The sequence below is a fragment of the Dinghuibacter silviterrae genome, from assembly GCF_004366355.1.
GTDB lineage: Bacteria > Bacteroidota > Bacteroidia > Chitinophagales > Chitinophagaceae > Dinghuibacter > Dinghuibacter silviterrae.
The window spans coordinates 1,518,252-1,531,326 of record NZ_SODV01000002.1 but is presented as its reverse complement, the minus strand read 5'-3'; the positions used below and the strand labels follow the sequence as shown (position 1 = coordinate 1,531,326).

7 protein-coding genes are annotated in these 13,075 nt (G+C 58.0%); 1 reads left to right on the top strand and 6 read right to left on the bottom strand.

Going from position 1 to position 13,075, the window contains the following annotated elements:
* Positions 1-23: 23 nt before the first annotated feature.
* The 6 genes from EDB95_RS23560 to EDB95_RS23535 form a co-directional block, all read right to left on the bottom strand.
* Positions 24-1,562, bottom strand: coding sequence for a RagB/SusD family nutrient uptake outer membrane protein (locus EDB95_RS23560; RefSeq protein WP_133998248.1), 1,539 nt, complete (start codon positions 1,560-1,562; stop codon positions 24-26).
* An 18-nt stretch (positions 1,563-1,580) separates the two neighbouring features.
* The gene (locus EDB95_RS23555) at positions 1,581-4,613 is read right to left on the bottom strand and encodes a SusC/RagA family TonB-linked outer membrane protein (protein ID WP_133998245.1); all 3,033 of its coding nucleotides are present in this window, start codon (positions 4,611-4,613) and stop codon (positions 1,581-1,583) included.
* 88 nt (positions 4,614-4,701) lie between these two features.
* Positions 4,702-6,159, bottom strand: coding sequence for an SGNH/GDSL hydrolase family protein (locus tag EDB95_RS23550; RefSeq protein ID WP_133998242.1), 1,458 nt, complete (start codon positions 6,157-6,159; stop codon positions 4,702-4,704).
* Between the two features lie 47 nt (positions 6,160-6,206).
* Entirely contained in the window at positions 6,207-8,879 is a 2,673-nt protein-coding gene (locus tag EDB95_RS27915) for a hypothetical protein (protein WP_133998239.1), read from the bottom strand.
* Positions 8,880-8,892: 13 nt separating this feature from the next.
* A complete protein-coding gene (locus EDB95_RS23540; protein ID WP_133998236.1) occupies positions 8,893-12,288 on the bottom strand; it encodes a DUF5703 domain-containing protein in 3,396 nt (1,131 codons plus the stop codon).
* Positions 12,289-12,349: 61 nt separating this feature from the next.
* Positions 12,350-12,670: a hypothetical protein gene (locus tag EDB95_RS23535; RefSeq protein WP_133998233.1), complete on the bottom strand. Its 321-nt coding sequence runs from the start codon at positions 12,668-12,670 to the stop codon at positions 12,350-12,352.
* 69 nt (positions 12,671-12,739) lie between these two features.
* Between EDB95_RS23535 and EDB95_RS23530 the strand changes: the two genes are divergently transcribed.
* Positions 12,740-13,075, top strand: coding sequence for a YciI family protein (locus EDB95_RS23530; protein ID WP_133998230.1), 336 nt, complete (start codon positions 12,740-12,742; stop codon positions 13,073-13,075).

Below are 13,075 nucleotides of genomic sequence, written 5' to 3'. Positions count from 1 at the left end.
GTTATGGCGCCCGTGAAGGGCGTTTAGTATCCGGGGTTTTGTTGCCAAAGCGGGTCGTTGTTCATATCCGACTGCGGTATAGGAGACAGATAGCGGGTATTGATGTCTACCGACGAATTAATCGGGTTTTCCAGGGGACTGCGGGCCGCAATCACCTGGGGCAGGAGTTGAAGCCGCACGATGTCGAACCAGCGCACGCCGTTCTCCCCGGCAAATTCATACGCCCGTTCGAAGACACAGGAATCCTGGAAGGCAGCCTGGGAAAGCCCCGTGGTCAGGGCGGGTTCACCGGCGCGTGCCCGGACCTGGTTGATGGCGGCGTAGGCGGCGGGTGTCGGGCCACCACCTGCCATTGTTGCGGCTTCGGCATAGTCGAGCAGGACCATGGGGTAGCGGATAAAGTCGATGACCTTGTTGGTGCTGGGGCTCATGGACATAATGGCGGTATTGGTTTCGACGACGCCATCGCCCACGCCCGCGCGGAACTTCCTGTAATAGGGGTGACCGGCGTGTGTCTGGCTGGAGTTCCAGGGGACGAAAATATAAGACTTGTCGGGCTGGATGAGCTTGATGGTATCGTAAAAGGTTTCGTGAGAACGGAGGCATTGAGGCCGGTTGAGATAGAAATTGATCTCCGGGTAGTAATCGTCCCATCCGCTCGCGCCGTTGAGCGCCACCTCGTCGAGGGGCACACAGGAGTTGCCGTAGGTACGGTCGGGCACACCGCCGGCGACGTTGAATTGCAAACCAAAGATGGACTCGGTGCTGTTGTTGGTGGTAAAGACTTTGAGGTAGTCGGGGACCAGCGTGTATTGGTTGCTGTTAATTACGGTGTCGGCTTCCGCAGCGGCCAGGGCATAGTAGCTGGTTTGTTTCAGCGGCCAGCCGGTCATCGTCAGGTAAACATCGGCGAGCAGGGAGCGGGCGGCATTTGCGGTGGCCTTCCCCGGTTGATTCGGGAACGTGGTGGGCAGCCAGGCGATGGCCACCTGGAGGTCGCTGACGATGGCGGCATAGACCTTGGACACCGAATCCCGCTGGGGACGCGCATTGGCATCGAGCGGACCCAGGATGACGGGGACGGGGCCAAAGACGCGCACCAGGTAGTAGTAGCTAAAGGCCCTCAGGAACAACGCCTGACCGGCGGCCTGTTCTTTGTCCTGTTCGGTGGTCTGGACCTGTTGGTAATTGGCAAGGACGTTGTTGGCCTGGTAGACCGCAGCCCAGGGTCCCTGCCACTGGTTGAGCATGCTGGTATTGGTCGAGGTTCCATTGAGCTCGTCAAATTCCCGGAAAGGGCCTTTGTTCAGCGCCGGGTCCGTCGTGAGGTCGTCCGCTCCGAAACAGGACGTCATCCGGGAGGTGAAGCCAAAGGCATAGTCCGGCGTGAGTTCGGTATAGATGGCGGCGACCGAGGCGTCCAGGTCGGCCTGTGTCTTGAAATATTGACCCGGTGTGAGGCTGCCTTTGGGGTTTTCGTCGAGCTTCTGACAACCGGCGCCGAACAGCAACAGCAGGCCGGGCAGCGATAAGAGACTGATATGATAAATGGTCTTTTTCATTGTCGTAAAATTTGATGGTTAGAATGCAGCCCTCAATCCAAAGGTGTATGACTTTGGCACCGGGATGATCCCGTTCTCCAGCCCCGCGGTAAAGGCGGTGCCGGTGGAGGGGCCTGTGACGTTTTGGACTTCGGGATCGTAACCGGGGAATTTCGTAATGCAGAACAGGTTTTGTCCGCTTACATATACCTCCAGGCTGGACATCTTCCATCGGCCGGTAACGCTTTGAGGGATATGGTAAGTGAGGCTGATGTTCCTGAGTTTGATATAACTGCCGTCATACACCCAGCGGCTGCTGTTGATATAGTTGCTGCTCGTTTTGCTAAAGGTGGGGTTGTTGGTTTGGTTGGTGGAGGTCCACATATTCAAAGCATCCACGGTCGTGGGGTTACGCTGGTCCCCTACCCCGCCCCAGGTATAGGCGATGGTTTCGGAATAGATCTGGTTGCCGTGGGTCCCCTGGAGCATAAAATAGAGGTCGAAGTCTTTATACGTAAGGGTATTGGAGAACCCAAAGGAATATTTGGGGAGGCCGTTGCCGATGGGCACCAGGTCGTTGGCGTCGATCTTGCCGTCGTTGTTGACGTCCTGATAATGGGAGTCGCCGGGTTTGTTGCCGTAAGCGGCAGCTTGCTGAGCCTCCGTCGTCTTCCAGGTGCCGAGGAACTTGTACCCGTAGAATTCACCCATAGGGTTGCCAACTTTCAACAAGGAAAGACCCGTTTCGGGAGAGCCGATCCCATTCACGGCTACGTTGTCCAGCCCGCCCAGGTTAAGGAGCTTGTTCCGGTTGAACGAGATCGTGAAGAAACCATTCCACGAGAAGTCCCTGGTCTTTACGGGCGTGCCGCCCAGACCGAATTCCAGGCCCTCGTTCATCATGCTCCCCAGGTTGACCGCGTAAGTCTGCCCGCTGTTGTAATAGGGCGCCTGGAGCTGGTAAAGCAGGTGGGTGATCTTTTTATGATAGGCATCGGCGGTGAAGTTGAGCCGTCCGTGGAGGAAGCCCGCGTCCAAGCCGGCATCCGCCTGGGCGTCGTCTTCCCACTGCAGGTTTGTCGACACCGGTCCGCCCAGGGGCGTATAGCGCGTGGGCGTGGTGCCGTCGTAGAAGTAGGCGCTCGCGTTCTCGATCCCACCCACATTGATCTGGGGGATCGTTGCGTACGCGGGGACGGCCTGGTTGCCGGTGACGCCGTACCCACCGCGAATCTTCAGGTCGGAAAAAACGGACCCTTGCATGAATGCTTCCCGGCTGATGTTCCAGGCCGCGCCAAAGGAGGGAAACAGGCTGTACTTTTTGACCAGGTGCGAGGAACCATCGTCCCGGAGCGTGGCGTCCAGCATATACCGGTCTTTGAAAGCATAATTGATTCTGCCCATGTAGGATTGCAACGCGTCCGCGGAATAGGTGGACGATGTGGTCTGGGTGGCGCCAAGACCGAGGTTGTAATACCCCAGCGCATAAGTAGACAAGTTGGTGGACTTGGAGGTCGTGCTCATGGACAACCCGTTGGCTTGTTCGTACAGGGCCGTTACGGTCAGTGAATGGCCCCCGAAGACCTGGTGCCAGGTCAGGAAGTTACTGTTTTGATAGCTCCTGCCCCGGGCGGAGTAGACCTGGGCGTAGTCCGTACCGATAAACCCATTGCCCGTATTGGGTCCGAATACGCTTTGGTTATAGTTGTACCCCAGCGAATAGGTATTGTTGGAGGTGAATGTGAGCGATTTTAAAATATGCCACGTCAGGATGCCGGTGGCGGCCACGCTGACGGAGTTGCCGTCGACCGCCTGGTTAGTGGCCTGCGCGATGGGGTTGTACTGGATGGATGCATAAGGTGCCGAAGGGATCCAGTTCCCGCCCGCATCCTTGATGGGGGAAATGGGATCCCATTGAAATGCCTGGGCAAAAGGATCCAGCAGGTCACCGGGATAGCTGTTGTTGTGGCTTTGCGGTATCTCTCCATAAACGTTGAACTGGAGGTCCAGTTTTTTGTTCACTTTGACACCCACGTTGCTCCGGAAGGTTGTTCTTTTATACCACTGGTTGAGGATAAGCCCCGGTTGATCCAGGTAGCTGAGCGAAAACAGGTAATTGACCTGGTCTGTCGCACCCGATACACCGACCTGGTAATTTTGAACCCAGGGTTTGCGCTGGAGTGACCGTTGCCAGTCGGTTCCCGCGGGATGCAACTGGAGGGAATCCAGGTAGGTCTGGTTAAAAGAGGCGCCGGAACCGTTCATCGAATCCTGCAGGTTGACAGTTTTGGCAAACTGGTAGGCATTCATCAGCTTGAGCTCTTTGGGGACCTGGTTGTTCTGGAACCAGGTGCTAAAGGTCACGCGTGCCTTGCCGGGCCGGCCTTTTTTGGTGGTGATGAGGACGACGCCGTTGGACGCCCTGGATCCATAGATCGCGGTAGCAGACGCGTCTTTCAGAATTTCGATGTCGTCGATGTCCTCGGGGGAAAGGGATTCGATATTCCCCCCGATAAAACCGTCGATCACATACAAGGGATCGTTCCCCCCCGTAATCGAATTATACCCCCTGATCCGTACAGAGAAAGGGTTGCCGCCGGGCTGACCGCTGGTCTGCGTGACCACGACCCCGGGCGTGGTGCCTTGCAGGGCGCCCTGGGCCTGGGTGATGGGCCGTTTGGCGATGTCTTCGGATTTCACCGAGCTGATGGCCCCGGTAACGTCCCTTTTCCTTTGACTACCATACCCGACCACGACCACGTCGTTCAGGCTTTTGGTGACCGATTGAAGGACAACAGGTACCGTTCCTCCGGGCGTAGCCGCCACTTCTATAGATCCATACCCCACGGAGGTAATCACGAGAATGGGTTGCGCGTGGTTTCCCGGATCGATGGAGAAGGCTCCCTGGGCGTCCGCGGTGACGCTGATGCGTGTATTCTTAATGGTGATGGTCGCACCGGGGAGTGGTGCGCCGTTTTCGTCCGTGACCCGGCCCCGGATCGGGGTTTGCTGGGCCTGAGCGATCGACAGACCGCAGACCAGCCAAAGGGCATACATGAGCAATCTTTTCATATAACAGCAATTGGTGTTTTACTAAATGTTACCACAAGAATAGGCGGGGACGCCTAATGAATACCTTAACGGCGCCCCTAACAAGGAACTAATTTGCCAAAAAGGCGCGTTGATGATCCAGGGCCAGGGCCTCCTTCACCGTCCGGGCACCGGCGAGGTCTTTTTCCTTGATATAGTAGTCGTACAGATCCCCCATGGCATCGGACCAGGGCTTGTGGCGGAAAACGATGTTGAACGCGAGCTCTTCCTCTACGGTAGCCACGCGCACCGGGTCCCGGGGCGTACCCGGGGGAAAAGGCCACTGTCCCTTGAGGCGCCATGCTTTATCGACACCCACCAGGGAGTCCACGCGGGTAATCGGCATGGTACATACCGCACTGGAACCGGCGAAACCTTGTACCGCCAGCGCCTTGTAAAACGCATCCGACATCAACCGGTATCCATCCAGGTTGGGATGAAGGTGGTCCAGGAAAAGTTCATCTCCCGGGATGCCCCCGGTGGAATTCTTTTGAAAAACGTCTTTTGTATCGACCAGGTGCGCATCGGGGAATTCCTTACACAAGGAAGCGATCAGCCGGTTGAGCGTGTCGGGTGCGCGGAACCGGAGCTCGTCCAGGTCCCTGGCTTTGCCCAGCCAGGTACGGGCGGCGGCATAATCTTCCCGGGCATACGCCAGGCGGCCCAGGTAAAAACAGCAAAGGGCGTGCCCGGGGAAAAGCGTGTCCGCCCTCAGAAAAGCTCCTGCTGCGGCTGACGAATCGCGTGCACGAAACGCCCGAAGTCCGTCATCGAATACGCGATCGAAGCTGCTGCCACCCGGCGCGCTGGCAAATGGTTCCAGGTCCTTGTCGTTGGAGACCAGGTTGCTCAGGAAAACAGGAATGCGTTGTGCCCCCAACAGGGACAACGTTGCACGCATGTTCTGGTCGAAGCGCGTGACGCCCCTCCAGTAAGGAGCTGAACCATAGGCAATATTTGCCCTCAAATCTTCCTTTTTGCGCGTGAACCAGGAAGAGACCAGTTGAAAGGTCCGTTGTCCCCGGAGCCATTGCAAAATGCTTCCCGCCGGTGCCTCCCCGTACTCGTTGTGCCCGGTATAGATCAGGACCGCGTCCGGCCGGTAAGGGGCGAGTTCCCGTGCAAACCCCAGGACGGTATAGGAATCCGCGTCTGTCAGTGAAAGGTTGACGACCTCGATCGTTCTCCCCGGAAAAGTATGCATCAACCGGTACTGAAGCCAGCGGTGAAAAGAAGCGTTTCGGGGATAGGGATAGCCGTTGGACTCCCCCAGCACAAAGATCCGGAGGGACCCGGGTGCTTTGACCTTCAAAAAGGGATCCGCATCCGCGGGCGCCGGCCGGCCCGGCAAATACCGCCGGGGCGCGTCGGGATTAAAAACCAGGTAACGGTGATCCTGCGGGTCGTCGATAAAAAGGCTCAGGTCCCTGCCGTAGTGGCATACCCGCAGCCCGAGCTCCAACAGGCAAAGCAACAGGAAGGGAAGGATCACGGCGACGCGCTTATACGACAGGGCTCTTTTCACCATGAGGGCAAAGTTGTACGCCAACCCCTAACCGTCCCCCTAATAACGCACTAATTGGCCAGGATTTCGTGAAAGGAATGCTGAAAATCCTCGCCGTACATCTGTTGATATTCTTTTGCAAACTTTTCAAACGCGACTTTGGCCAGGGAATGCCGCCCCAGTACACTCAGGCTTTTACACTTCATCTTCAAGGCGTCCTCGTTGACGGGATCAAAAAGGAAAATCCCCGCCGCGATTTCCAGCAGAAACTCGGGTTCACCTTCAAAACGAACGCTTGCCGCTGACAAAAAGTCGATCGCCTTGTCCGAAACCTCGGACTGGATGTCGTCGAGCCAGGGATAGATGGTATCCGAAAGAAAGGCGCCCCGGTGGACGATGGCCAGTAACCGCCGGACGTCCGGCTGTCCGGGCGTGGACAACTGTACCAAAGCCAGGAACTCCGCCAGGTCTATCCGGATCTCACCGGTTTCATAGTGCAGCACCCATTTGTCTGCTTCCTTCGCGATCCCGCAACTACCGAGCTTGTCCAATATGCCCTTCAGCTTGACCATATTCACCGACCGGTTGTTTTGGGCGTCCTTCGCCGATTTGTCTTTCCACAAAGTGGCGTAGAGCTTCTCCGAAGAAATACCTTTCCCGGAGCGGAGCGTATGGAGGAGAACGAGGAGGAACAATTCTTTGAGCAGAGGCGTAAAGAGCTTGGTGAGTTCCAGGCGGTCCTTGTCGTAGACTTCGAACTGGCCGAAAAGGAGGACCGCGGAGCGGGGATCGGGGGGAGGCGCCGTTTTCAGGGGGGGCGCGGCGGGCGCCATCGCGGGCGGCGCTTGGGGCGGCGTGCCTATTGGCGGCGCGGCGGGCGTCATCACGGGTGGCGCGGGAAACGGCGTGCCCATCTGCGGCGCAGCGGGCGCCATCGCGGGCGGCGCTGGAGACGGCGTGCCCGTCGGCGGCGCACCGGGCGCCGTCCCGGCGTGTGCGACGAGCGTCGAGGGCAGGCCACTGGTTTTTTTGCGCCGGCGACGCACCCCCACGACGGCCAGCGCAACAAGCGCGAGCCCCGCCAGCGCCCATAGCACAGCCCGCTGCGGAAAACTGCGTGGAGCGGGCGCGACGGAGGGGACGTATGGATTGGGAGGGCTAGCGATGGTATACACCTTTACCTCCGTCATATCCTCCTTATTGGTATACATGGTCACCGCCAGCAACTTCTGGCTTTGGGGCGCATAAAAAAGATCGGCGAAGGATTTGACGTCGTAAAACGAATAAGGAATGGAATCCCCCAGGCGTGTCATCACCGGGGTTGTCAGCGACCCGCGGATCAGCCGGAGGGAAGAATTGAATTTGTCGTTCTGGAAGATCAGCCCATAATAGTCCCGGTTCACGGGGTCGATCACCAGGCTGTTGGCAAAGCAAAAAGGTTCCTCTTGTTCCTTTAAACGGTAGAGGGTAGTAAAGGACCGGTCACGGACACTATAGGCCACCAGGTCATAGTCATATTTGGGATTGACCATCTGGTCACCGGTATTGCTGCCATAGCCACCCATGATGTAGGCCGTATCGCCGATGGCGTTGGTGCCAAGACCCGCCAGGTAGCGCGGTGTAAAAGGATCACCTTTGGCAGGAAGGGTCTCCCACTTCCGGGCGGCAAAGCTGTACCGCTGTACCGCGTTTTTGTAGTGGAGTTGTCCGTATCCCCCGACGATATACAAAGAAGAATCCTGGTAGGACAGAAACTTATTGGCCTGCCAGAACTCTGTCAGGGGACCGTTTGGAAAGTCCCCCACCCAACCGCCCCGGCCGGGGGTGTAGGTACGTACGCTTTTGGCGTCTATGTCTATGTCATAGACCGTCCCCGTGCGGGGGTCGGCGATGGCCTGGTTGCCGGGAAGCAGGTTCTTCGCACGTACGGACAAAGGCGTACTGCCCCCCTGCCCTTTCTGGACCGAATACGTATACACGGAATCGGCGCCCAAAATGTACAGTTCTTCCCGGCTGGCGTCAAAGGCAACGGCGGGTGTACCCGATACTACGGTAACGGATGCCTGTTGCCAGTTCTGGTGCAATGGTTTTATCCAGATGGGATTGCTGACAGCGGCCACCTTCCGCTGTACGCTGTCATAAGATTCGTTGCCGGTGGATTCCGACAAGGGCCAGTAATACCGGGTCTCTCCATCCGACGACAGGCGAAGGTCCCGGATACACATCGGGGGAATATCCGCGGTCTGGAACGCATCGAAGGTACTGGCACCAAAACACATTCTGAAACACATATCCTCCTTGAAAACGGCCCGGGTGCTGCCTTTGCGGACCCGGTCGACCGACCAGGCCACCAGGCCCCCCTTACGGTCGATGTGGAGCCCCACGTTTGTCCAGCCGGTGTACATACGGGGGGAATCGATGGTAAAGGAGCCCCTCAGCGCGTCTCCGATGATGAGGTTGAAATTGCGCAACCGCTGGTTATAGACCAGGTCGATGTTTTGATGTTCCGCGGTGATCAACCGGAACACATAGCCGAAGTAAACTTCCATGCTGGGAACCAGCATCAGGTCGAAGGAAATATCGATGTCCCCCCGCAGACAAAGGTTGTCCGTGGGGGTGATATTGAGCGTCGTTCTTTTTTCCTGTACTACCTCATGGCTGGAAAACCGTAACCCGTAGGATTGGCCGTTGGTGAAAAGGGGACAAAAAAAACAAAACAATATGGCACAGCGTAGTCCTCGCATAGGATAGTAAAAACTAAAAATACGTATTTTTTACTACCACGTCCGCCCTCCTTGAAGCTGGCGTTACGACGAGGTTTGTGAGGTGCCCTGCTTCGATCGTTCCTTCTACGGTGGTGTTGCCCGGCGCGTGCAGCTTGAAATCCGCATCCCAGTCCGCGGGCCAGGCCGGCAGCAGCAGGATCTTCTGTCCATCCGATTGCAACACCATTTGCTGCAGCCCGTTTTCCCCATTGCCCCCATTGTCTTCGTCAGGCTTGTAGTCATGACCCGTGGCCCAAAAGGCGGGGAAGGCCAAAAACGGATCTTTGCGGGTGAGGTTGTAGGCAACATAATACCGGGCAACATCCGCAAGCCCCAGCATGGCGGCTTGTATGGGGTCTTGCACCCAGCAACCGGGTTCCGTAAACCGCCGCGCGGCAAAGGTATGCAGGGCCAGGTCGAGGTTCGGACGGTTCAGGCCGAACAAACGGAAGGGATAGACCGCGTACAGTTCCGGGTTCTCCAGGTTGTGTCCCTTTACCGTTTGCGGACCGGTATAGGGCAGCAGCACGGGCTGACCGTCTTTTACACCGACGGGGAGTTCCGGGAGCTGTGCGTAGAGCCGTTGCCACGCGGTCCGGTCGGCATCGGTGGCGAGCCCCGCGGGCAGGTCGAGCATTTTTTGGAGGACCGCGTGGAGACCGGCGAGGTCCGGGGCGGGATCGTGTGCCTTCCAGAACATTTCAATGGAATTGTCCGGGTCGAGCAGGAGCTTGCCCGCCGAGTCCCGTCCGAAGTGTTTGCTAAAGAATTCGAGACCGGCCCGCGCGATGGGAATCAGCGTATCCCGGGCAAAGGCCTTATCCCCCGTGTACGCATAATAGTCCAGCATCATCATGCTGAGCTCCAGGATGGGGGTGAAATAGTGCCGGGTCCAGAGCGCTTCGGCATCGGGTCCGGCGTAGGACAGACCACCCCAGAAGGGCGCGGTTTCCTGGAAATACGCACCACCGTGGTGATAGTATTGGGTCACCTGCGCGGCGTTAGCGGCGAGCATGTGGCGATACATACCGAACAGGGGCCGCATCATATCGAAGTCGCCCGATTCCAGCAGCGGCCAGTACATCGGGCGTGTGTTCTGGAACCAGTATTGACCGCCCCAGGCCCGGAAGTCGGGGTTCCCTTTTCCGGCGGGGTCCTCCACCGTGAAGATCGATCCGTTAAACTTGATGGGATACGTTCCCCTGCCCGCGCAGGCGGTGACAAAACGTTGCAGGACATACCCCTGGGTCACGGCTTCCCCATCCAGACCGCCCCGTACGCGGATCCAGGACCGGTTCCAGAAGGCCTTCCACCAGGCGAGGTGGGCGGCCCATGCCTGTTCTTCCGGAACAGCGTCCACCCTTTTGACCAGGCGGTGGAGGCCCGCCAGCCATTGGGCCGGGCTGCCTTGCGCTTGCGTATAGGGATAAATGGACAGACCGTTGCCCGTGGTTTTTATCATGGCACCGAAGGTGCGGCCGGCCAGGTGTGGGTCTGCGTCATCGGGGTTGCGGTGGTACCATATTTGTTCGGGGCCGTTCAGGAGGGTGTCGCCGTGGCTGAGGCGCCAGTCGACGAGGGTGGCTTTGAGCTGTGCGTTCTGCGCATCCACGTGGATGACCGGACGGTTGGCGTCGACCCACACGCGGAGGTCGGCGGAGCCTTCGTGGATGAGGATGGCGCCGTCGCGGAGGCGGAGGATCTGGTGGAAGCCGTCGCTGAGCTGCGCGGTGTCTGTGCCGCCGCGGGGGCGCACCGACACCCGCACTTCCCCCAACTTCATAAGGACTCCACCCGTCTTCATCCAACTATCCCAGCCGGCCTCTGTCTGCGCCCCCCAGGCATCGGTCTTGGCGATGTAAAAACAAAGATCCCCGCCGGGCTCGACCCATACGTTCAACCCGATGTCCCCGTTGCCCAAGGGCATGGATGCCGCGGAGGTGGGGCCGGGTACGGTCCAGTCGAGGGTATAGGGATCGGACGCAGCGGACTGGATAAAATCAACGATGCGGGTCGGGTTGGGGAAGCTGTGGGGGTGGTGCCCAAAGCCCGGTTTGTGGAGGACGGTGATCTGACCGCCCAGTGCTCGTACCTTTTTCTCAAAGGGCAGGGTATTTTCGGCCGGCGGGACGAGGCTGTCCGCGTCGGCGCAAAGGATGAGGATGGGGTATCGCCCCCGGACGATTTGGGGGACCTTGTCGATCGGGCTGCCATGGAAATCGCGGAGCCCGGCGCTGTCCAGGTGATAGTCTGCGAGCAAAGCGGTCCGTTCCGCGTGCGCCGCCTTTGACCGGCCAAGACCGCCGGGCCAACTGCGCAGGTCGAGCACCGGGTTGTCCACATAGACAGAGGCCACGGTTTCGGGGTGACGGGCGGCCCAGTTGAACACATAGACGCCGCCCCGGCTCATTCCTTCCAGGACGGCTTTCCGGCTGAGGCCGTCGCGTTGCAATAAGGCGTAAAAATCCGCCCAGCGCGCGAGCGCTTCGTCGTTGCCGAACAACTCGGCAACGTCTTCGTAGACGAGGGTATATCCCCGTTCCAGTAATGCAATATCGGTTTGGGGTTCGTGGCCCCAAAAACGCGCGCGCCATATCCACGGATGTCCGGGGACCGCGTGCGGATACCCGGGGGCCGCGCGTTTGGGCCGTACGACCTTGCAGCTCCGGCCGTTCAGGGTGAAATCAGCACAATCGTATCCGTGAAACGAACTGACGGTATAGGGTACCCCGAGGTTCGCGAAGGGGTCAAACGCGTCATCCCTTGGAGAGGCGATATCCTCATATACGCGGCGGGCCATCAGCGTTGCCCCTTCTACGTTGGGGTGAACACGGTCCAGCATCCAGTCCCCGTGATCGATCATCAGGGAATGCAGGTCGAGTAATTCGCAGTGCGTGTCAAAAGCTGCCTGCTCCAGGAGCGGGATCACCTGTCCGCGGATCACCGGGTCCCAGATCCCTGTCGAGTCGGTTTCAAAACTGGGCAAAGGGTCCAGCAGGATCACCCGGGCATGCGCCTGGAACGACCGGATCATGGCTTCCGCGTCGGCTTTGAATTCGTCAAGGTGGACACGGTTGATAAGCTTGGCGTCGTTACCCCCCAGGTCGATGATGACGATGTCGGGGTTCCAGGCAAGGGCTTCGCGGTATCCGGCAGTCGAGGCGTAGGGAAGATCCCCCTTGCGCAGCGTCGTGGCACTGCTCACGCCATAGTTCATTACCTTATAACCGGGCCCCAGCATTTCCTCCAGTTGTCTGGGATACGATTCCCTTTCCCGGTTTTGGAGACCATAACCGTAGGTGATGCTCGCGCCGATACAGGCGACCCGGGTTTCTGCGGTGGCTACCTGGGCCGCCAGCAGAAGGCAAACAATCCAATACTTATGCATAAGCCCTGCAAATCAATAGGGGACAGCCTAACGTCCGCCATAAAAAGGACCTAATTAATGGTCAAAGCTGAAATAATAGTTGTTCCCCATGGTCTTTTTCCGGGACCTCGCGGATAAAATTGTCGTATGCGGCGTCCTGGTCGTCATACACCCCGTAGGCGTTTACGCTATAGCCATAGGTGTTAGCGCCGAGGTCGAAGACATAAACGATGGACATATCCGAGGGGTCGGAAACGCCCTCGAACCGGAAGACCTTGGTGATCAGGAGTTCGGAAGGCTTGTAAAAGCGGGTTTCGTCGACCGTCATTCCCTGTTGGGTAAAGGTTAGCTCCCGAATGCCCTTTTGATCGAGGCGGTCGAGGACCTCAGAAAGCGTGTTCATATAAATATTTTGGGGTGAATGTCCTATTTTTCCTTTGCCAATTGACGATTCAGCATAAAACAATTTTTTATGAACCAATTTCTGATCATCGTCCGGGGCAGCGATCACTCCACCGTCAGCCCGGAAGCCATGCAAAAACGGATGGCCGCCTTTGGGGGCTGGGTTGAAAAAGTGCTGAACGGACGGTATGTGTCCGGGGCACCGCTGGAAGATTTTGACGCCCGCCTGCTCAAAAACAAGAAAGAGGTGCTCACCGACGGCCCCTTTATGGACTCCAAGGAGATGATCTCCGGTTATATGGTCATCAACGCGGAGAACATCGACGAAGCGGTAGCGCTCACCAAGGAATGCCCCCTTGTCGAAGAATTCCAACTGGAAGTCCGCCGGCTGAAACCCATGATGTAA

Coding starts and splice junctions, on each gene's coding strand:
- EDB95_RS23560 (WP_133998248.1), bottom strand. CDS start 1,562: ATGAAAAAGACCATTTATCATATCAGTCTCTTATCGCTGCCCGGCCTG.
- EDB95_RS23550 (WP_133998242.1), bottom strand. CDS start 6,159: ATGGTGAAAAGAGCCCTGTCGTATAAGCGCGTCGCCGTGATCCTTCCC.
- EDB95_RS23535 (WP_133998233.1), bottom strand. CDS start 12,670: ATGAACACGCTTTCTGAGGTCCTCGACCGCCTCGATCAAAAGGGCATT.
- EDB95_RS27915 (WP_133998239.1), bottom strand. CDS start 8,879: ATGCGAGGACTACGCTGTGCCATATTGTTTTGTTTTTTTTGTCCCCTT.
- EDB95_RS23555 (WP_133998245.1), bottom strand. CDS start 4,613: ATGAAAAGATTGCTCATGTATGCCCTTTGGCTGGTCTGCGGTCTGTCG.
- EDB95_RS23540 (WP_133998236.1), bottom strand. CDS start 12,288: ATGCATAAGTATTGGATTGTTTGCCTTCTGCTGGCGGCCCAGGTAGCC.
- EDB95_RS23530 (WP_133998230.1), top strand. CDS start 12,740: ATGAACCAATTTCTGATCATCGTCCGGGGCAGCGATCACTCCACCGTC.